Origin of the sequence: Acinetobacter gyllenbergii (genome assembly GCF_001682515.1) — a bacterium.
In the GTDB taxonomy this organism is placed as follows: domain Bacteria; phylum Pseudomonadota; class Gammaproteobacteria; order Pseudomonadales; family Moraxellaceae; genus Acinetobacter; species Acinetobacter gyllenbergii.
The window spans coordinates 849,727-870,410 of sequence record NZ_KV575261.1; the positions used below are offsets into that span (position 1 = coordinate 849,727).

The 20,684-nt window shown below is 40.9% G+C and carries 25 protein-coding genes; all 25 read right to left on the reverse strand.

Annotation, left to right across the window (positions count from 1 at the left end):
* Positions 1-35: 35 nt before the first annotated feature.
* Positions 36-1,649: a hypothetical protein gene (locus NG55_RS04265; RefSeq protein ID WP_065342419.1), complete on the reverse strand. Its 1,614-nt coding sequence runs from the start codon at positions 1,647-1,649 to the stop codon at positions 36-38.
* Between the two features lie 2 nt (positions 1,650-1,651).
* Positions 1,652-3,613, reverse strand: coding sequence for a hypothetical protein (locus tag NG55_RS04270; RefSeq protein ID WP_065342420.1), 1,962 nt, complete (start codon positions 3,611-3,613; stop codon positions 1,652-1,654).
* Entirely contained in the window at positions 3,603-4,019 is a 417-nt protein-coding gene (locus NG55_RS04275) for a hypothetical protein (RefSeq protein ID WP_065342421.1), read from the reverse strand. The genes NG55_RS04270 and NG55_RS04275 overlap by 11 nt, the downstream gene beginning before the upstream one ends.
* A 2-nt stretch (positions 4,020-4,021) precedes the next feature.
* Positions 4,022-4,363 carry a hypothetical protein gene (locus NG55_RS04280; protein ID WP_065342422.1) on the reverse strand — a complete coding sequence of 114 codons (342 nt, stop codon included), beginning with the start codon at positions 4,361-4,363 and terminating at the stop codon, positions 4,022-4,024.
* Between the two features lie 8 nt (positions 4,364-4,371).
* On the reverse strand, positions 4,372-7,401 hold the full coding sequence (locus NG55_RS04285; RefSeq protein ID WP_065342423.1) for a tape measure protein: 3,030 nt from the start codon (positions 7,399-7,401) through the stop codon (positions 4,372-4,374).
* A gap of 99 nt (positions 7,402-7,500) precedes the next feature.
* Positions 7,501-8,145 carry a hypothetical protein gene (locus NG55_RS04290; protein ID WP_141669876.1) on the reverse strand — a complete coding sequence of 215 codons (645 nt, stop codon included), beginning with the start codon at positions 8,143-8,145 and terminating at the stop codon, positions 7,501-7,503.
* Positions 8,146-8,188: 43 nt separating this feature from the next.
* On the reverse strand, positions 8,189-8,470 hold the full coding sequence (locus tag NG55_RS20475; protein ID WP_081408951.1) for a hypothetical protein: 282 nt from the start codon (positions 8,468-8,470) through the stop codon (positions 8,189-8,191).
* A 126-nt stretch (positions 8,471-8,596) separates the two neighbouring features.
* Positions 8,597-9,112, reverse strand: coding sequence for a Rha family transcriptional regulator (locus tag NG55_RS04295; RefSeq protein ID WP_065342425.1), 516 nt, complete (start codon positions 9,110-9,112; stop codon positions 8,597-8,599).
* A 298-nt stretch (positions 9,113-9,410) separates the two neighbouring features.
* Positions 9,411-9,815, reverse strand: coding sequence for a type II toxin-antitoxin system HicB family antitoxin (locus NG55_RS04300; RefSeq protein WP_065342426.1), 405 nt, complete (start codon positions 9,813-9,815; stop codon positions 9,411-9,413).
* 87 nt (positions 9,816-9,902) lie between these two features.
* Complete coding sequence (locus NG55_RS04305; RefSeq protein WP_032878940.1) at positions 9,903-10,085, reverse strand: type II toxin-antitoxin system HicA family toxin; 183 nt, start codon at positions 10,083-10,085, stop codon at positions 9,903-9,905.
* Between the two features lie 72 nt (positions 10,086-10,157).
* Complete coding sequence (locus tag NG55_RS04310; RefSeq protein ID WP_065342427.1) at positions 10,158-10,727, reverse strand: hypothetical protein; 570 nt, start codon at positions 10,725-10,727, stop codon at positions 10,158-10,160.
* Between the two features lie 69 nt (positions 10,728-10,796).
* Positions 10,797-11,549, reverse strand: coding sequence for a phage tail tube protein (locus NG55_RS04315; protein ID WP_065342428.1), 753 nt, complete (start codon positions 11,547-11,549; stop codon positions 10,797-10,799).
* Entirely contained in the window at positions 11,539-11,724 is a 186-nt protein-coding gene (locus NG55_RS04320; protein ID WP_065342429.1) for a hypothetical protein, read from the reverse strand. The genes NG55_RS04315 and NG55_RS04320 overlap by 11 nt, the downstream gene beginning before the upstream one ends.
* Before the next feature lie 7 nt (positions 11,725-11,731).
* On the reverse strand, positions 11,732-12,172 hold the full coding sequence (locus NG55_RS04325; protein ID WP_065342430.1) for a phage tail terminator protein: 441 nt from the start codon (positions 12,170-12,172) through the stop codon (positions 11,732-11,734).
* A complete protein-coding gene (locus NG55_RS04330) occupies positions 12,165-12,665 on the reverse strand; it encodes a phage virion morphogenesis protein (protein ID WP_065342431.1) in 501 nt (166 codons plus the stop codon). The genes NG55_RS04325 and NG55_RS04330 overlap by 8 nt, the downstream gene beginning before the upstream one ends.
* A 7-nt stretch (positions 12,666-12,672) precedes the next feature.
* Positions 12,673-13,110, reverse strand: a complete 438-nt coding sequence (locus tag NG55_RS04335) for a gp436 family protein (protein ID WP_065342432.1) — start codon at positions 13,108-13,110, stop codon at positions 12,673-12,675.
* An 11-nt stretch (positions 13,111-13,121) separates the two neighbouring features.
* On the reverse strand, positions 13,122-14,099 hold the full coding sequence (locus tag NG55_RS04340) for a major capsid protein (protein ID WP_065342433.1): 978 nt from the start codon (positions 14,097-14,099) through the stop codon (positions 13,122-13,124).
* A gap of 13 nt (positions 14,100-14,112) precedes the next feature.
* Positions 14,113-14,493: a head decoration protein gene (locus tag NG55_RS04345; RefSeq protein ID WP_065342434.1), complete on the reverse strand. Its 381-nt coding sequence runs from the start codon at positions 14,491-14,493 to the stop codon at positions 14,113-14,115.
* 11 nt (positions 14,494-14,504) lie between these two features.
* Entirely contained in the window at positions 14,505-15,413 is a 909-nt protein-coding gene (locus NG55_RS04350) for a hypothetical protein (RefSeq protein WP_065342435.1), read from the reverse strand.
* 55 nt (positions 15,414-15,468) lie between these two features.
* The gene (locus NG55_RS04355) at positions 15,469-16,743 is read right to left on the reverse strand and encodes a phage head morphogenesis protein (RefSeq protein WP_081408952.1); all 1,275 of its coding nucleotides are present in this window, start codon (positions 16,741-16,743) and stop codon (positions 15,469-15,471) included.
* On the reverse strand, positions 16,744-18,195 hold the full coding sequence (locus NG55_RS04360) for a phage portal protein family protein (protein WP_065342436.1): 1,452 nt from the start codon (positions 18,193-18,195) through the stop codon (positions 16,744-16,746).
* Between the two features lie 11 nt (positions 18,196-18,206).
* Positions 18,207-19,454, reverse strand: coding sequence for a PBSX family phage terminase large subunit (locus tag NG55_RS04365; protein ID WP_065342437.1), 1,248 nt, complete (start codon positions 19,452-19,454; stop codon positions 18,207-18,209).
* Between the two features lie 10 nt (positions 19,455-19,464).
* The gene (locus NG55_RS04370) at positions 19,465-19,875 is read right to left on the reverse strand and encodes a terminase small subunit-like protein (protein WP_065342438.1); all 411 of its coding nucleotides are present in this window, start codon (positions 19,873-19,875) and stop codon (positions 19,465-19,467) included.
* Between the two features lie 41 nt (positions 19,876-19,916).
* The gene (locus tag NG55_RS04375) at positions 19,917-20,105 is read right to left on the reverse strand and encodes a hypothetical protein (protein ID WP_065342439.1); all 189 of its coding nucleotides are present in this window, start codon (positions 20,103-20,105) and stop codon (positions 19,917-19,919) included.
* A gap of 53 nt (positions 20,106-20,158) precedes the next feature.
* The gene (locus tag NG55_RS04380) at positions 20,159-20,644 is read right to left on the reverse strand and encodes a recombination protein NinB (protein WP_065342440.1); all 486 of its coding nucleotides are present in this window, start codon (positions 20,642-20,644) and stop codon (positions 20,159-20,161) included.
* Positions 20,645-20,684 lie beyond the last annotated feature (40 nt).

Here is a 20,684-nt window from a genome sequence, read left to right on the forward strand (position 1 = left end):
AAAAAAGGCTGCACATGCAGCCCTTTGGGTTATTTTTAAATATCTCGGTCAATATCGCCACGATACATAATCTGAAAATTGTCGCTAAGCACAGTTGGTTCAGACTGCTTCACTGTTCGGATGCACCACACTGGATACATTGATGCCACAGTATTAAAGCGAAGTACATTGTTGCTCGCCCATCCTACGCCCCAACCTTCTTTCTTAATTACAAAATAAGGCTCACCCGTGATTGGATTGACTGGCATGCAATCTGTAGTAGTTGTACCGGTGCCAATTTGTCCTGACACTTCACCGATAATTCTGAACGTTGATACATCAGTAAAAACCAATGCCCAGCGCTCTTGAATAGATCCTTTATTGGTTAAAACAAACGGATAAAGCGCATCGTTGTAGTTTGCCGAAATAGGTTGCCCTGTGGCTTCATTCGACCAGACATTATTCCAAGTTCCTTGCACAAACTTATTTGAATAGCGACTTTGCATGTCCCCAATCACCAAAGCTGAACCCACAATCGAACTTGCTGCATCATAATTGTGAGTGATTGGCTTGGTTAATGTGACTTGGCCACTGATCTGAACATCATTGATCAGCCCCATATCTTGATAGCGGTATGCTGCCGAAATCGGTGGTACCAACGTATTTAAAGCAAAGTCACCACTTAACGTCACTTTGCCAAAATCATAGTCAACAACATACATATCAAACGGTACTTTAACGCCGTTGCTATCTTCGAGCTCACACCATGAGATGCGCTGATCGTTTAGATCATAGGTTTGACCCGCCACATGGCTTGGTAATTCTTGCTTTTTAGAAGCAGCAATAACACCGATATCACCGACTCGGAAAATCGGCACACGCCCATCTGCAGGTAACCGTGTTGCGCTTAATCCAAGGATTTCAGAATCTAACGGGATGTAGGTATATGCCACGGCGTTATAGCGGACTGTTGTTGCATCGATCCAATACGGCGCATTGACCCAGACAGTGTTCCCGCCGTCTGTATAGTCTAAAAGCGGATCGTACCAATCCTCATTCACAATTTCTGGATGATCAGACTTTTTGGTTTTCTTGTAGAAATAGATATCTACAAAGCCCGTTTCATAGTTGATTGACCCATGCGCTTCATCAGTCTCGATAATCCCCGCTTCATTGGCTGTTAGTGTTAATTGACCGCCAGCCATAGCCGCCACAACAACTGTTAAAGAACCTGGTCGAATTGGGATTGTCGGAGTACGAAAGCTGACATGATGTGTTGGCAACAGATCAGTCGTCGTTGTTAAAGACTGCAGCGTAAGCAGGTTATCAACGTTTGGTGTCCAACTTTCCATTTCAAGTACACCGGTACCGTATTGAATGGTACCAGACTGCGTGCCGCTTCCAGTTGCGCTGTCAATATTGCGATACAGCAAGCCAGAACGATCAATAAAAGTGTCAGAGCCCAACTTATAACGCACTGAGCCAGACAGGATCTGCTCATCAAAACCCTGCGTTAAATCAAAGCTTAGCTTACTCGCCGTAACTGTTGTTGAATTTGCCCCTGAACCGGATGTGTCACGATATCTGACTTGAATGGCTGTAGGATCAAATGCTTTTAAGTTGATTACAGAGCCAACAACTTCTTTATTCTGAGGTAGATAAAATCCCATGATTACCCCGCTGTATAGTATGTAATAGGTGTATAGACAGTCTTGTAAGTCATTTTCTGCAGTACTGGAGTTACTTCACATGCACCAGTTGCATAAATGATGGTGCCTTGCACTGTGCCTGCGTTATCAACAAGATTTCCAGTAACACTGTCGATCGGCACATCACGCAAAACCAACGTACCCTCTACTGCAACGCCAACATCACGCGACAAAGGAATTTCAAGGCCAACAGAACTAGGCTGAATAGCTGAACCAGTGCCAATGGTGAACATAAGCTTATGATTCACATCAGGGGTTGCATTCTTGGTTTGTGATTTACCATCGCCGTAACTATATGAAATTGTGAAAACGGTGTTTTTCTGCGGTAGCTTATTTGGAATAATCCGACCTTTACCATTGTTAAAGGTCATATTACCAGTGGCATCACCTGCGAATTGACCAGCACTATTGGTTGTAGCGGTCTTTTCAACGCCTTCGAGCAACCAAGTCACCGTGGCACTAACAATACCATTGTGGAATAACTGGAAATCTAAACCTGCAGGTGCAACGGGTAAATTAGCACGGGCAAAAGTTGCAATCGGACTGCCCCATTGCAAGAGAATTGGTGTTCCCACATCAGGCAAAGCACCTGTCGTAAGCAACCAAGTGCCTGTTTGATAATTGATTGAACCACTGCCAATGGATTCAGTAGCAGCTACCAATCGCCCTGTTCCGTTGTCTTTTAAAGTATAAAACTTACCCTGTGACATAAACGAAATCGAAAGCGCAGCAGGTGCAGGAATCGGTGTTAATGTTCCAGTCCAGTTGGTACCTTGATTCGCTGCTGTCACAGGCAACGCATAAGATTCAAAAGGCTGAACAGGCGCTGATGCAGGTGTAAAAGCAATATTAATCGTTGTGGTACCAGTTCCAATTGCATTGGTCCAAACAATGTGGCCGGTTTGATAATCAATGGTACCAACTTGGGTACCGCTGACAGTCCGCAATGTGCCGCCGTTGTCTGTGATTGCCTGCCCAAACAAATTAAATGTCATTGAGCCAGGTAAAACACTTGAGCCGATGTATAAGCTCTGCGCATTATTCACAATAGTTGTGTATTGAACAGTGATCGTTCCTGAGTTACCTGCAATCAATGCTGGATTCTCACTGACTGCATTCAAATCTAATAACGGCGTTTCAGTTTGCGAAGATGGAATTAACTGCGAAAAGATTGAATCAACTTGAATCGAAAAACTACCCACTGCTGCATTATCAGCAAGACCTACACTCGCATAATACTTGCCCGCATCTGCAATGATCGTATCACGCACCACTGTTGCGGGTTTGGTGTTGTTGTACCATTGCACAGCTGATACACCGACAAAATCACGTGATAGCGCATCTTGAAAGCTATATGTAGCAATCTTTAGTTCAACATCTTTGTCATTTACACGAATGAATGATGAACGTGTCTCAACTTTGGTTAGTCGTACATATTGAGCAAATTCATTTACTGTACCTTCACTAGCAACAAGAACAATCGTATCGCCGACACTGTTTTCCGTTTCGTTGAGCGTCATACACACTTGAATTGACTTCATACCTGAATATGCAACATCAAGTAAAGATCCGACGGCCTGAGCACCTTTGGCCAAGTAGTTTTCAACGCGGTTTTGAGCTGAATCGCGGGTATCAGTATGTGAACGTGTACTGAATAGCAATGCAGAAACATTCGGGTCTTGTGGATTCTTCGATACAAAAACAGTTGAACCCATGAGCGATTCAGTATCGTTGTTATTAATCCCTGCAAAGATCTTACGCATCGAAACGCGGCCCATAGTTCTATCAAGTTCAGAAACATCAGGGAAAAGGTTGTTACTCTCCCCATCTACTACGACTTGACCAGAATACTTGCCGCCACCGTCCGCCGTATCAGTCAGGCGCTCAGACTTATATAAAACTAGATTGTTTGTTTCAACTGGCATCTGGCACCTCTAAGAATTTAATAGTGACTTGGTAATAATCGCTCTCTGAAACTGTTGGAATCCCTTTTGCTGGATCTGCTTCAATTGCGCCGTCTTGATGGTTGAAAATCACATTAAATTGGCGGGTATCATGGGGATACTCAAAAATCAGTGTGAATTGTTCACCTTGTAAAGCTGACCAATCCTGCAACTTAGATAAAACCGCTCGTTTAACCCACCCCATGCCTTCAGGTGGTGACAATGTAATTGGTCGGCCTGATTTCTTTTTACCTTCCTGAACAATCAAGGTACCGTCCACGGCGTAATCTTGGTTTTGTTCAATCGGCTTCCAAGCAAATTCATCAGACCATAAAAAACCGTCCTCTAGCGGGACGGTTTCATTGGTCAATTTACGTTTTAATTTCATGTTTACTCGTTCCCCCAAAAACCATATTTCTCTCTAAGAAACCAAAGCAACTCTCTATCTCTTCGGGTTCTAATTGAATGTGTAATATAAGAATTTAAGAAACTTTCAGTATCTTTCATTAACTCAAAGTATGGATCTTCAGGAGCTGAAATTAATGGCAAGACAATGTTGGTAGGGATTAGGTTTTCAAACATAGGTCTAAATAACTTTGCAAACTCTTCAATGTATTCATTAGGTACTCTATGCCCAATTTGAGCATATACCTCCCCCATTATTTCCTCCCATGCTTCTTCAATATTGTTTAACTCATTTGACTTTCGTGGGAAATTGATAATTTTAGTCATATTTAAACCTATGTTCTTTTCTTGGCTTGCTCTAATTCTCTGAAGAACCTCTCAGTGAAATCAGCATTCTGATCATCTGTATAAACATATGTAGAATCACTGCCATTTGTAAACTCGATTCGGACATTTTTCGATGAAGAGGTATCTATGTTTGGCATCTTAGGAGACTCAACGGACGGCGCTTGAATTGTTGGTGATTGAATCGAAGGTGATTTAGAACCGCCGCCTACCGCTACCCCATCTTTGCCATTCTGCTTGCGCTTCTGGCCTTCAAGAATCTTATTCATCCATTCAAGTGATTCATTCCGACCTGTTGTAGCATCGTATTGACCCTGCACAGTGCCGCCAGCCAATCCGCGACTCAACTGTTCCCACATCATTCGGCTTGCACGATCTGTATAGCTTTTTGCAAGACTTTCACTCATGCCCGTAGCAATTAGATTCTTATAAAAATCATTTGCCATTGATGAAATATCACTACCCATACCGTTCAAGCTTTTTTGAGTTTCTGCAGTTTGTGCTTTGCGTTCTGCATCAATCTTAGACATAGCAGCTTCCCACTCGTCTGCAGTGCTTTGCGCTTCTTCCCGCGCAACTCGGCCTAGATCTCTAAAGCCTTGGGCTGCTGAGTTTCTCGCCGTGTCGCCGACTCTAGCAACGGAATTGGATAATTCATCCATTGACTTAACAGAGGCTTTCCCTGTTTCGTCTACTTGAACTTGCAACCCTAGTGAAGCCGCTTTAGAGTTTGCTGTTGAGATTAGAGCTGCATTGCCACTGGCATAAGCTAGGTCAATCGTTTTCTGATAAGCCTTTTGCAGATCGGCTTGAGTAGCCTGCCCACTATTACGCACAACATCAAAATCAGATAATGCTTGCTTTGCTTGTAATGCAAGATTTTCTTTAGTTTGAATACCAAGGCGCTTAAAAGCTTGGGTGGCTTCATCAGTAGTTTCAGCCGCTTTAGCAGTTTGTAATTGCACTGCAAGCATGCCACTCTCAACTTGTCTAGTTGAGAACACCCCCTGTTCTTCATACTCTTTGAGTTTTGCTTTAGCTGCATCTATTTCGGCTGGTGATTTTGCAGTTTCCAAGAGCTTAACCCATGCAGCATAAACTGTATCGGACGCTTGCGTTCCTTTAACCCCCATCAGCTCAAGGCTATCAGTAAAATCATCAAGATTTTTGATTTTACCCGTAAATCCTTCTGATACTTTGTTAAGCAATACATCAAAGTCTAAACCAAGCGCAGCAACACCTTTTCGACCAGCAGCTAACCGCGAATCAAGGCTTTGAACCGCCGTTCCTGATTCATCCATTGCTTTAACAGTAGCTTTCCCAGCATTATCAAACTCAATTGCTAGACCCTGTGCCGCAATAGCTGTTTGCAAAGTTTTCTGAGTTGCTGCGTCTGCTGCTTTGATTGTTCCATCTGATGCCTTGAGCTGAGAATCAACCCATTCCTGAGCTAATTTGATTTTCTCATCAGATATTTTTTTACTTTCTGCCTGATAATCCTTTTCCTTCTTATCCAGTTCAGCCAAACCTTTTAAAGCTGCATCAATTGCACCCTGATCACCTGCTTTTCTCGCATCAAGCAATTGTTGCTGTAACTTAATACGCTCATCACTAATTGCTTTATAGTCAGTTACATGCTTTTGCTCTTGAGCTGTTAATTCATTTAGTGTTTTCAGGTTGTTTGCAACTAATTCAGCATTTTTCTCATCTTGAGTTAAGCTAATCTGGCGAATAGCTTCTACCCCTGCCGATTTAAAATCTAAAGCGGAGTCTGCAGAAATCTTATAATGCTTTTGAGCTTCTATACTCAGTTTCTCAAAATCTCTTTGAGCTTGGGCAGAAACTTCACCAAATGTTATTTTTGATACCCAATAACTAAATGCTGCAGCTGCATCATACGCTCCACCAGCAATTAGATGTATTCCAATGTTTATTGCTTTGAATCCGTCATTTAGGTATCCAAATGCTACATTTAAATATTGTAATGCTTTGGTAAATCCATTTGTATTATCAGTTGCAGTATCTACGCCACTAGAAAAATTAAAAACTTGAGCAAGTGCAGTATTAAGAATATCAATTGTTATTTCAAAAGTTGTGCCAACTATCGAACTAAGAGATTTAATTGCATCATAAGCAGATAACAGAGCTGTTTTAAGTGCTTCAATTGTTGCTGGATCAATCTTTTTAAGTTGATCACCAAACCATACAAATCCGTCACCAATATCATTTAAAAGAACTTCAACAATATCTAAATTATCAGCAAGCACTGAAAGCCAAGATGCAACTGTTGCAGACGCACCATTTGCTTGATCCATCTCACCAATAACTATCTGCCATGAAGTTGCAATCTTTTGTAGGGCATTCCCGATGGTGTTTGGCAATTCAGCATAAGAAGCCTCAATAGCAGCCTTTTGGCTTTCAAGTGCTTTTAGTACGCGCTCTGCACCTAATTCGCCGTTTTCGGCCATCTTGCGGAGTTCACCGGTAGTTACTCCCAACCCTTTGGCTAAGGCTTCGGCTAATCCGTACCCATTCTCCATCATGGAGTTAAATTCTTCACCACGAAGAACGCCGCCCTGCATGGCTTGAATGAATTGCTGAACTGCAGCTTCAGAACCTTGAACTGAGCCTCCACCAAGTTTAATGGCTTGAGTTACAGTCTTAGTTAGATCCAGTGCTTGTTGCTGAGTCATACCCATGTCTTTTGCAACTGTATTCAGCTTTGTGAAAAGCTCAGCAGTTGAATCTAGACTAGAGTTTGTTGTAAGTGCAATTTGATGAACACCAGCCATGGCTGTTGTGAAATTACCTGTATCTTTTGTTGATAACTGGATACGTGCTGAAAGGTTCGCATAACTATCAGCAGCCTCTGCAAGTTCCTTTACCCCTAAACCAACACCCAAAGCAGCCATAGCACCAACAAGGGCATTTACGGCGAATTTTGCGCCGTTAATTCCTTGGTCGAATCCTGTGGTATTGGCACGTAAATTAAGTAAAAAATCTAAACTATTTGAAGCCATCTCACTTTCCTTCAAGCATAAAAAACCTGCCATTGCAGACAGGTTCGTTTAAAGAGTATTAGTGTTGGTTGGGTATAATTTTGGTATTAAAAAAGCACCCTAAGGTGCTTTATTATCTTTAGCTCTAGAAAGGCAAAGTTCTCTCATTTTTGTAAACAAATCAGCGCCGCCAACTGAGTTAATTTCAAATGTTCTTGATTCATCTATCCCAGTGGTAATCCGAATCAAAACCCTTGAGCTACTTTCAACCTGTTGTAGGTGGTTATTATTCAGAACAAAAACACGATTAATGGATGTTAGAGTTGAGCTTCCACTCTCCATTGGTTTATCGTCAAACCTAATAGAGTATTCACCTTCAGCACCATCTTTATTAAAGTTTTTGGTTTTAATTGGCTTATCTGATGTAAAAACACCATTTAATCCACCATTTAAAGAACACCCAATCGTTATTCCTGCATCAACAGATTTCCCTGTATCCACATTAAGTGCCCGATTAAACAAGTAGAAATTTTTTTTATCCGTCATCTTATCTGTGTCTTCTTCCATAACCCAATTAGTATTAAGACTCTTTACGGGATCTGATTTTATTCCCTCATTAACAGGAGCCATAGTGCTTTTAGAGAAGAAAAGATACACTGCCAATAACAGCCCAACAAAAAACAGTAATGCTACTACAATTAAAATTATAGGATTATTCTTGTATTCTGCGCCACATGTTCGACAATTAACATCTTCGGACCGCATGGGCTTTTTGCATGATTTGCAATATTTTATCCCCATCTTTATCTCACTTATTGCTTAAATCAATTTTAAAAATAGCGCCGTTGCAAACTAAAACGGTATATACATGCATATCAAATTCATAAACGTATTCAGTTGCAGCGCATGATGATCGGCCATCACGATAAACGAAATATCGCGGTTTGGGTTTGCCCATTTTTCTTAACAAGTCGCTTTCACTATCGCCAACGCTTACCAACTCATATGATGAACGCATAGAGTTTGTATCGTACGCAAATGCACTGAAAGATAATAAAGCTGTTAAAACCCCTAATATTAAGTATTTCATTTTTTCAACCAATTGTTATTTATCGCACATAATTTATCAAATGGATGAAATGAAGTCATTAAAAACCACCCATTGAAAGGTCGCATTTTAAATACGACCCTTCAATTAGACAAAACCATAACGTTGTCACATAAGTGTTAATTGTGGTGATAATTCACTTTCAAGTTTATTCAATTCATTTTCAATTAAAGGTTTATCGTCCTGCCAATAACGCATATTACGCGCTGAACAACTCACTTGTTCTTTTCTTGTTTTATACTCAAGACACATTTTATTATATCTAGCCCACTTGGATTGAAAACTTTGGGTAAGTTGTAGAGCCATCCAATTAAAGGCTTCAATAAATTGCTCTTTGATTAAATCCGCTTTTTCACCTGTAAACCCCATCACCAAGAACATCCAACCATCTTTCGACATTCGATAAAACTTTCTTGGCTTTCCATTCTGTAACTCATTGTTTTCAAAACAAAGCTCAAAATTGAGCTTTCTAAAAGCGTCTGAACAACGTAATTTTTCAATATCCCTGATGACATTCTTATGTAATTTCCCAAATGCCTCTGCTACGGCGTAACTCGTAGTTTTTACTTCACCGTTATCCTGTGTGACAACAGCTCTTAAATTTAAAGTTGAAAGCATATTCATGATATTTACTCCGACCGTTCATTAAAGAAAAGCACTGGCAAGAAGATGCATGAACAGTCAAAATGACCATCTTCCTTTCAGTGATCAGCCTAGCCAGTGACTGCCTTTTGACAGGCATAAAAAAACCTCGCTTTGCTGCAAGGCTTATTCTTTCAGTTGAAAAAATGACTTTTTCTCCATTTTTCCTGTTTTGAAAACAACAAAACCTGCCGCTATGGACAGGTTCGTTTAAAAGATATGTTGTTTGGTTGTGTGAATTGCAGACATTAAAAAACCTCCATATGGAGGTTAATTTAAATTAAGCATGTAGAAGCTTTTCTGCACCTGCAGCTAAAAATGCAGATCTAGATTTAAACTGTCGATCTTTGCCAACTTTATCGTCAATTAAACGAATTAATCGACTTGGCAATGTGACATTGATTTTTTCAGCCTTACCTAGATAACGGCTTACATCAACATCCACAACAGCCCAAATAAAGCCCTTATATTCATCAGAATCAATATATTTATCCACTGATGAAGCTAAAGGAATATCTTCACCATCCTCAGCCAAAATTTCTAAATGCCCTGAAATTGCTTCTTTTACACTTTCTAAGGCTTCTTCAAATGTATCGCCTGCCCCATGACAACCTGCGATATCTGGAACAATGACACCAAAAGCTTCAGTATCAGATCCTCTTTCAATTGCAATCGGATATAACATCTCACTTACTCCAAGCCATTAGCTTTCTCAAATCGCCATATGCGTTTTGTTTTTAGGTTGGTATTACTAAAGTCGGAAAACAGCAGGTCAATTAAGACCTGCTTGTTTCAAAATGCTTTTAACAGTTCCGCTTGGTAAATCCTTTTTAGGATGTGGAACTGTAACCAGTCCCTTTTTAGTTGGGTGTTTGAAATGATGATGACTTCCTGTAACCCTAACTTGATACCAACCGTCTGTTTCAATCATCTTGATCAAATCCAGACTTTTCACACTACCACCTTCTTAACTTGATGATGCTATTATAACCCTAGAGTTATATTTATGCAATAACCCTAGAGTTATTTATTCATCCAATTGCTTAATATATTTATCCCACCCCTGTTGCTTCGCATTATTCGCAACCCGAGTTGCAATCGCATACGATTTTATTTGCTGACGTTCCAGTGCTTGGGCTTCTTTCAAGTAATGCATGAAAGCACCGTAAGTCATATTCATGATTTCATCATGGCGATGACCACTCTTGATCAGGTAAGAGAACGAATGAAACCAAGTGACCTCTTTTGATTCCTTTTTCGACCTGCTTTGTCTTTTATCTTTTTTGAAAAATGCTTCATTTACTTCAAGTATTTTTAAAACGAGCTCAGCAATGGCCTTGGTTTGCGCTGTATTCTCGATAAAAGCCTTTGGACTTAACGTTGTGGCTATTGAGCACAACCCCATGATATTGAGGATTTGTGGCTCAATTAACGGCGTGATTGTTTCTATTGAATAACTTTCCAAAGCATCTTTGATCTTAATTGCATAAACCGAGAAACGAGCCAAGTTCTTAACTTGAATCTGCTTCACTTCAATTTTCTGATCAATGAATGTGTGGGGCAATGATTCATTATTGGCAATAAAAAAGTCATTCATAGAAAAAATCCTAAATGTACAGGCACAAAAAAAGACGCTTAAGCGCCCCTGTGCCTGTAGTTGTTGGGTTTACGGCGTTGCTGGGATATTCACAAAGTGGCCATACAAGCCAAGCTTTGAATCGCTTGCCTTGGAAATATCAGATAGTGCTTGGCCTTGAATCTGGTATTGCCCAAGCTCTTCATGAATCAATGGAAAAGTCACCTCGGGTGATTTCTTGGTTCGCCATAACTTCATGGCAACTTTATTACCGTTCGCCGTATTCACTCCTTCAAAATACAACAGGTATTCTTGTTCTAAGTCTGATGCAATTGTTGTTTGAGTAACCGCACCAGATGTGTAGTCAATCTTTAACGGCATTGTAAGGCCAGCAACATCAGTGAACTTGATGGTTCCAAATACTGGATCAAGTACATATTTTGTTGGTGGTACTTCAACAGGTGTTCCTGTCGAGTCCTTAACAACAACAGCAGTCAAGTTATAAGCATCAAGCAAAATCACTTGATCAGCCACAACAGTTCCCAATGACTTACCTGTTACAGTTGCTGATGGGATTTCAAAGTTTTCACCAGAAAGAATATATTTAATATTCTCTTTGCTCGCTTCTTCAATCGTTCCAGAGAAAGTCACGCCAGTTGTTTGAACCATTGTGAAATCGGTTGTTCGTTTCCCTGTTGTACTCTCTTGATGCTCAAGAACATCTGCAGTAATTCCCACCTCGAATTCAGGCATATTGCCCAAATAGCGAAGCGCCCCAACAACTTCATTTACGATTGGGGCTAAATGGAATTTACCCTGTAGCGAGATATATTCAGTTGCCATCTGTTTTGGCCTCCGTTTTAGTAAGTTTTTTTGCTGTTTCGACTGGCTCAGGCACATGCTCTTTAATGTTGCCCTTGCCTAAATGCTCCAGAATCTCTGAATCAGATAAGCCAGCAACAAAATCACCTGGTACAAATCGACCAATAGGCTTTACCGCTTCATATAGCTTGGACATAAAGACCTCAAAAGTTATTAATTAATTGACACTCGAACAAATACGGCAACCACAATTTGCCCGCTGCCGACATATGTTGCACACCAGCATTTGCTCGCTTGAATTGTTTGAATCCTAAAGTTTGAGGATTAAAACCCTGCATACGCTTTAAAATTTCAATGATCATCGGACTAGCGGCTCTGCGAATCAGCGTTGTATCTTCAAGCTGTGAACCTGCTTCCTCAACGCAGAGCACAACAAGCCATTGCTGGTACACAACACTTGCTGAACCGTTGCCTGCTGACTCTCCCACGCGATCATCCACATAAATAATGCTGATAGACGGCGCAACAGCCGTACACTCAAGCATGTCATCAACGGAGAACGGCGTATAAATCGCTTGGATTGAGTCAATCCCCTGTAGTCGCTCTTTGATGATCATCTCTAATGCAAAATAGTTATCAGGCATTTTTTAAGAGCTCCTCCAAATAATCCTCAATCGCTATCAACATGTTTTGTGCATCATCTTCCGAAACACCAAAGATAGGACGTGCAGGAACAAAGATTGATTTGCGTTTTACCCAACCACCTGTTGGAGTTTTGAAAGTAAGATATGGCTTGCCTTTGGCTCTGATAGTTCCACCATAATGCATCAGCTTTGCATATAGAACATCAGTGAGAATTGAAACGCCGTTTTTATTAAGACGAGTACGGATCGAGTTTAGTAATCGGCCCGTATCTCTTAATGTTTGGCCTTTCTGTGCGATTGCCCGCCATGACTTCTGCCAAGGTCTGCCATCGGGTGCTACACCCCGCTTGAAGCGATCATGAACACCATCAAGCAGAATATCCCCCAGCTCGTCATATAGATCTTTATGATCGCCAGCTTTCGCCTCAACCTTACGCAGCCAATCCCGCAGCTTTTCTTCACCTTGAAAGTAAAAACCCTTTTTATCTGCCATGGTTGTCTCACTTGATGCTTGGCATCTGATTTAAAACATCATCACTAAAAACACCACCACGGTAAGTTGTGCCAATTGGCATAGTGGCAGGTGTTTTTGCTGCAGGTTTAACTTCTTCGGTTGTTGGATTTTTAACAAGTAAAACGTTTGTGCCTTTTGAAACGCCCTTTAGATAACTCATCGCATCTTCATAACGTCTTCGGACTTCTTCAGATGCTTTGCTTTTCCAAAGCAAGTAGCGAGCAATATCACATACAAAGATTTTTATATTATCGGGAGGATATTCAAGCGGGATTGCGTACTTTGCACCAATCCAGCCGTCAATGATTGAGCCTGCATCTGCTATGGCAGCTTCAACAGACTCATCCCCCATCAAATAACGCTCTAACTGTGATATTTCATTCAGGCTGTAACGCTTCACCATGTCATCATGTGTTGCGTACATAGACACCCGCCTTAGGTTGTTGTTTTAACCTTGATAAGCGCTTTTGGCTTCAACACGATTGGAAGTTGGTTTGCCTGAGTATGTAAATCAAAACCACGGTCAAATTTTTTCGTGTCTTGTTTTGCATAGTACGGTAATGCCTGAGTATTAACGGTTTCGTTAAAGTCAGCAGGTGCCAACGCTGTTACGAAAACATCTTGTGTACCACGTGGATAAGCTGCACCAGTTTTCAGCTCATGAACTGGTGTATTACCAATTTTCTGACGATTTACAACAAACTTGATACTGCCAAATTCAAAGCCTGAAGTATTGCTGCGACCTAATTTTTGCTCAGCTGCAGACCAGCCCAAGAAAACTTCTTTAACGTTTTTATGGTTTGTAAAAGCATCATAAAAGGCACGATCAACCTCAACCTCAATTGAAGAATACATTTCTTGGCCTAACGCATCTTCAATTGCATCAATAACGTCCTGGCATTTCGCTAATACATTGGTTGTTGCTGTGCCAAGATCAAAATCAATCTCGGTCCGTGTCACACCAAAATCGGCAAAATAATCGACAATAACAGAGCCATCAGCATCAAGAATAACGCCTTGTTTTGCTTTCATACGGCGGAAAGCAAGAGTCGCATCAATTTTATTTTTCATTAACTGAAGCTTATCAAGCACTTTTCCGCTTACTGTTTCCGCTGCAGTACTTCCAAATGCACGAATGCCAATCACATCAGCTGCATTCACCGTATCTTCAAGCGGCATGTGTGGAATCTTCCATGATTTAGCATGGCGCTTTCCACTTGTGTTTTTTGGCGGCACACCACCCCATTCTGTTGTTGGCACCAACGTTTGAGTTTCTTCATAAAACTCAACACCAAAAGAGTTTGTGGTACCAGGAATAACACGGAATAAATCTGTGTCAGTTGGCACGCCAATTCGTGTTGGTAGGTTTGTAATAGCTAATGATAGCTCTTCAGTTGAAAATTCTAATTCCATGCTTTAGCCCCTTTTAAGCTGCTCGAACTGGTGTAATGTGTAAAGCTTTTAAACTTGCTAAAGCTTCCGTTTTTTTGGCGTTAGACAAGCCAGATTTATAAATCAAACTACCTTCTACAAAACGTGCATCACGGGCAATCACAACCCCTTTCGCCGTCTGTCCAGCTGCAGTGATAATTTGCTCACCAATGAAGATTCCAACAGCGACCTCATCAGTCGCACCACCAAAAATTTGAACCTGACCATTAGCGTTGTAAGAAATGACTGTGCCATTTGATAAATCTTGGCTTGCAGCGATGACGGCGTTTTCACGACTCGGACGATGATTGCCATCTAATTCCCAAGCAATAACGCTTGTAATGATTGCTGCTGTTAAATTTACTGTTTTAACCATGTCAAGCTCCTTTACTTGCGGTTTTTAGCTTGGTCAACAAGGGAACCTGCGCCAAATTTGTTTTGTTGATCTTCACCTTCATTTTTGGCCTGATGACTGAACAGGTGTCCAGTATTAGAATTACCTAATGGCGGTGTTTTGGATGAGAATTGACGCAGCTGCTTAGCAGTAAAAGTAAATGTCGATTCATCCATTGCTGTATAAGCCGTTTTATCTTCAGCGCTGAATTGAACTTTTAATTCAGTTTCAAGTGCTGTGATATCGTCAGTTCGTTTTTTTGCTTCAAACTGTTTTAACTTGTTTAATGCGTCATCACGCTCTTGTTCTGCCTTCGCTTTGTCAGCTTGTGCTTGCTCTAACTCGGTCACGTTGGTGTCCTCTTTGGTTGAATTGGATTTTGCTGAAAACGCTTCAATTGTTGTTGAAGTATCAGCAGCAGTTGTGCAAATGGTGTATTCGTGAATTCGGACATTGCGGAACACATTCACTGGACCTTGAAAGGTTTGCCCATTCACTGTGACAGAGCGACCTGATGGCACCTGCTCAACACTTTCTGGATCTGCCCACCAAGACATCTGGAAAGGAAATTCTTCATCAGCATCACTGACAATCTCTTGAGCACGTTTATTGCTCAAAAAGTGCCCTGTAATCTTTACTGAATTATCAATAGTTGTTTCGGTTGCCACTCCAACGCGGAAGCCACCTATATGCTCTTCAATAAGTCCTGTTTTTGTCTTGAACTTGATGTTTTGTAAATCGATTACAACGCCTTCACGCCCCCAATATGAGTGGTTGTCAATTCGGCCACCGTTGTAAACTACTCCGATGAATTTTCGCCGTTTATCACCATCTTCAATTTTGGGAAGTTCAACATCAGAAAGCGCAAACTTGAACTTTGTTTGACTTGTTTCTTCTGCCACTTTTCTTTCTCCATAAAAAAACCGCCAAACGGCGGCTTAATTAATTAGTAAATGACTAATACAGACTGAATGCATTCTGATTTGCTATAAAATAGCGCACAGCTTGCTCTTTAGTTCGTTTCAGCACGAGTTGATCATCTGAGTTGCTAACGACTTCTAAACTCAAATCAGGGGCTAATAGTGAGCCATCTAGATTGCTGATTTTACTCAGATCGATTGCTACACCTTTTGCATCAAGAATGATGATTTGTTTGCCAACTTTCTCGGCTTCTCGAAATAGCGTTGGCGTTTTAATCCCGATGACATTACCTGCCTTCAGGTTTAAATCGTCAATTCCACGGATTGAACTACCGGTGAGTTTGTTCGCCGTGTTCTTAGCAAAACTAAAAAGTCGGTTAAAAGCCCCCATGATCTTGTCCCAAATGCTTTTTGCCACAGTACCTTGTTGATCTTTCTGAATCTCCGACTGTTTCAAGATGTTCGTCAAAGCATTTTCATTGTCATCTGATAAATCCAAAGTGATACGCAAGTCACTGGGGCGGATATTAGGATCTAATTTAATCGTTTTATCCACCATATCATCCAAAATACGGCGCTTTGCATCATCAAGCTCAGTAATATTCGTCTTGATTTGCTTGATAGCTTCCCCCTCAGTCATCGCCTCTCGACTCAGATTTTCAATTATCTTCTTTTCATCCTGAGTGTTAGCCAGGTTTGAATTCTTAGAATTTAGAATGTTTTTGGGATGCTGATCATAATTAGATGGCTGAAAGGACCAACCTGAATCAGGTTGAATGTTTGGCAATTCCTCATCTGGTGTTACACCTTTTGATTGAGCTTGCTTTTCTGTCAGCGCTCTTGTTGTGCATCGACAACGATAACCATTAGGCGGGTAATAAGTTTTCCAGAATGGATCATCTATATGCCTTATAACGCCGTCCAAAGCTAAATGGCTTGGCCTCACTCGACTATCATTGATAGCCATATACTCAAGGTATGGCCGTTTATCTTTATTGCGTTGCTGATGCAACCATTTGCCGTGGGCATATGCATTTTGAGCATTCGTTCTGAAAACATTGTCTAATTGTGCCTCAGATAAATTAATACCATCAGCCTCAACTAGATTCTGAAAGTCCAGAAATGTTCCACCAGTCTCAACAGTCTTATAGACGGCGTTTAGAACCGATTTAATTTGATCCAAACTCGCAAGCCCACTTACCGTTGATGCGTATTGCCTTGAGTTTAGGTCAAGCAAGTAATATTCAGCAGGCATAACGATATTACGGGATCTTGCATACACCAAAGCTTGTAAGAGGGTCATATTGTCCATTTAACGGCCCTCTTTTGAATGAACATATCCAAGAATATCAGCAGCAAATAAAGCTCGATCCATCAGTTCATTGAATTGAGTAGTATCAGCATCACCAGCCAAGGCAAACAACTTTTCTCGCAAATCCTCAATGCTCGTACTATTTGCAATCAGATCCTTGATAGTTGCATCTGAGAATAACTGCATTTTCTCGTCCGCCAATTCATCAAGCTCTTGCTGTTCTTGTGATATATCCTTAACACTTGCAGCAAAGCTAAACCGGCGATTTGGAATTGCCTTAAATTTCTGTTCTGGCTGCCCTTGTGGAGTCTCAGCAACATCGCCGTCCTGCAAACCATACTCGCGGTTAAAGTATTGTTGAGTTAGATTTGCACCAGCATTTTTCAGCTTTACATCTCGATCAGCTTGATCAGCATTGAGCTGCTTTGTTTTCTCCCCCAAATAGACCTCATGTTTAGGCCAGTCATTCAAAGAACACAATGCGTTCACAGTAGCTTGAAACGTTGGTGTAACCAGACGAACATCGGCATTGAGCTTATCCTTACGAACATTCTCATGTACCTGACCTAATGCACGACTCCCTGTGCCATCAGTTCCACTTGTCAGTGTTTGTCCAAGTACGACTTTCTGAATCTGGCGAATTAGGACATTATTGAAAGTCTCAAATGATGCTCCTGCGGTACCATTTGCACCCGCAGTTAAAACTACAACATCATCCTCCGCATCGATCGAAAGCACACTTTGAGCATGGGCGTTAAGCAATGCCTGATTCATATCATTTGTTTCAGAGTTTTTGCATTTTCCCAATAAAATTGGTGTGCCAAAACGCTCAAGAAACTTTGCCCAAAACTTAAAACCATTCTGCTTAAAGAAGTTTAGCCAATACAACGTAGCCAATAGTGCCTTGCCATATGGTTGCTCATAGGTTGCCTTGCGCCGTGTCAGAAAGAATTTAAGCTTTTGATCAACAACTATCTCTAGACCTGTGCCCTCTGGTCGATAAATCAAACGCCCATCATTCTTAGGTTCAAACCACTGCATAGGTTTTTCACCAATCCACTGAATACCTATGTGCCCTTCTGGCTTTAATTCGTAAACCGCCTCTTGAACCGAGTAACCAAAAAAAAGCGCATTAATTGCGCCTGTTGCTACTTCAGTGAACCACTCTTTAAGCTCTTGCATGAGCAATATCGCCTCAGGCGTATCACTCGGCTCAATGCGGAACGGCGTTGCAAGTAGCGCATCAATACGCGTTTCAACAGCCTGCGCAATCTCATCATCATCAAGCAAGATTTTAAGCCGATGCCGAGAAACGCCAGCCTTGCGAAGCACCTCATCTATATCGGGCTGTTTACCCAAGCTATAGAGCATTGACACGGCGTTTTGTTGAAATAAACTACCACCAGACAAAGCCTTTTTAGAAGCTTTGTCTTCTTTCTTAGACTTTGCCATTTTCTTACCTTTTAAAATGTTCGACTGCCTGCAGTTGCAGGTTTTTTCGGAGATCGACCTTTGATTAATGGTTGTATGCCATATCGAATGCCGTCCATGTGATGGTTATGCATATCCAGAATCTCTGGTAGCACATCCCCTGCACGGTTTACCTTGTATGAATAGAGCTTGAATTCTCTTGCTGTTTCTGGGCAATCTGGGTGAATAACAATCTTTTTGAACTTCTTCATGAAGGTTACGCCGTCTTCAACTGATCCAGCCCACTTTTCAGCACCTTCAATTTTAAAACCCTGCCGTTTCATATAACTAATCGTTTCAGGTCTTGAGCAATCTGCTCTAATTTTATGTGATCTTGAACCAGGCACCTCATCAAACAACATAGGTAAATGATCAATTTCACATCCGACTTGATGGGCTTCATTACGAATATAAAGTACATCGTCATGAATAAATATTCGGTTTAATGTCGTTGGATCTTGTGCAAATCCCCAGTCTGAGCCGTAATAAACATCAGTCCAATCCGATTGTGGCTCAAACTCATCAACCACATAACGACCTGAAAAGATAATTGCTTGGCTAAACTCAATATATGCACCATGCCAAACGTGTTCAAACATAGCCCAAGCATTTTGATCCCCTGCAGCTTGCATACGAATCGCACGTTTGCGGTCTTCTTCATATTCATCAATCAGGGTTTGGGGTGCAAAGGGGTTATTGTTGACGTTTACTTCAATGACAATCGCATTTTCAGGTGCAAATTCACCTCGCAAAAAATCATCAATAGGATCATCTTTTGACTCAGGGTTCCAAGTTGCCCATATCTGTGCACCTTCGGCACGCATGGTGGGTCTTAATAACCGTAAAGATTTTGCTGAAAGTCTATTGGCTTCCTCTACCCAAGCAACCTTAAATCCTTCCAAAGATTTAATAGAATCTGCTGTGTGGTCTTGCATACCTTGGAAAAGAATAACGCCGTCACCCCCCTTACGCTTGATCAGATCTCTCTGCACCTCGAATAAGTGCGAGACATTAAGGGCCTTAATTTTGTCTTCTATTAATTGCTTGCTTGAGTATTTAATTGATTTTTGAATTTCACGAATGCACACAGCGCGTAGATCTTTATCAACCACACACTCTTCGACAAGTTGTTCCGCTACAAAGTGCGATTTCCCTGAACCACGACCACCATGGGCACCTTTGTACCTTGCAGGCTTAAACCAAGGTTGTGCCCATCGTGGAGTTTTTATTAGCAATTCCACATGGCACCTCTTAGTCTACAAATTTTCTAACCACTGTGATTGTTAAGTCAGCTCCATCCTTTCCTGTATGTTCGACAGATTGCTTGTCACTATATTTTTTAGGATTCATACGAGATAGAACCCATTTACGGGTATCAATCCTTAATCTAGCTTTGGCAATCTCAGCGTTTTCAGGATCCACATTGTCTGAAATATCCAACATTTCTTCGAATATTGAATCTGCACGATCATCTGTTGCTCTCGCGTAGTTGTCACGAAACTCCGTATTTTCTCTTAACCATCGATAAACAGTGTTTCGACTTGGAAAGCCTTCTTTTTTGCAAATGCTGTTTAAACTCTCACCTTTTGCTAAAAGTGAGCATATATCGTCAGCCACTTCTACCAAATAGTCAGAAGGGCGACCTGTTTGTTTAGCCGCCATGGATTTACCTCATTAAAAAACCGCCACTTGGGCGGTTTTATTCATTTCTTAAGATTTTCTATTAGTTCATCAAACTCTATTTCACTGTCACAGTTGAGAGTTACCATCCCACCTCCAGTACCCTCACCAGTAGCCCCAAAATATACATAAACTTTTAATGCATTTTCATTAGACTTAAAGTAATTAATATTTGAGGTGTTGATAAAGTATTCATTATGCTGAACAAACATTATTCTTCCTATTTAATTGATTTAAGAAAAAATAATATATATCAGACTAATCTCTATTCCAATGCATATTTAAGATCATCAGGTACTGGCAGAGAAATACCGAGCTTTGCCAGTGCATAAGCCTCGATCTGCTGTAAATATTCAGTGTATTGCTTTGTATCCATCCGAGTTGTTGAAGTCTCACGAATAACACCATTTGCAATGGCCTCAAATTGCTCAGATTCGCTTTGTTTTAATACTGACAAGGCTAAACACATCTCAGCATATTGTTTGTCGTCACGCTTCAATATACTTATTAGAAACTTCTTCTTAAACTCAAAATGCAATTGATCTTTATCGTTACCTGTCTTTCTCTCAATCACAGAAAGCCATTTCCAATACAGAGAATTTTGCGCAAGGGAACGCTTTCTACATTCAGGTGTGATCGTCACAACCAAAGGCTTATTCTCAAAATTAGCCTGCGTGTAGTTGGTATGCAAAAACGACATTGTTTTAGTTATGTCTGAATGATCTTTGATGGTGAACACTGCTTGATTCATACCCACCTCTATAAAAACTAAATTTTAAAATAGAAAAAGC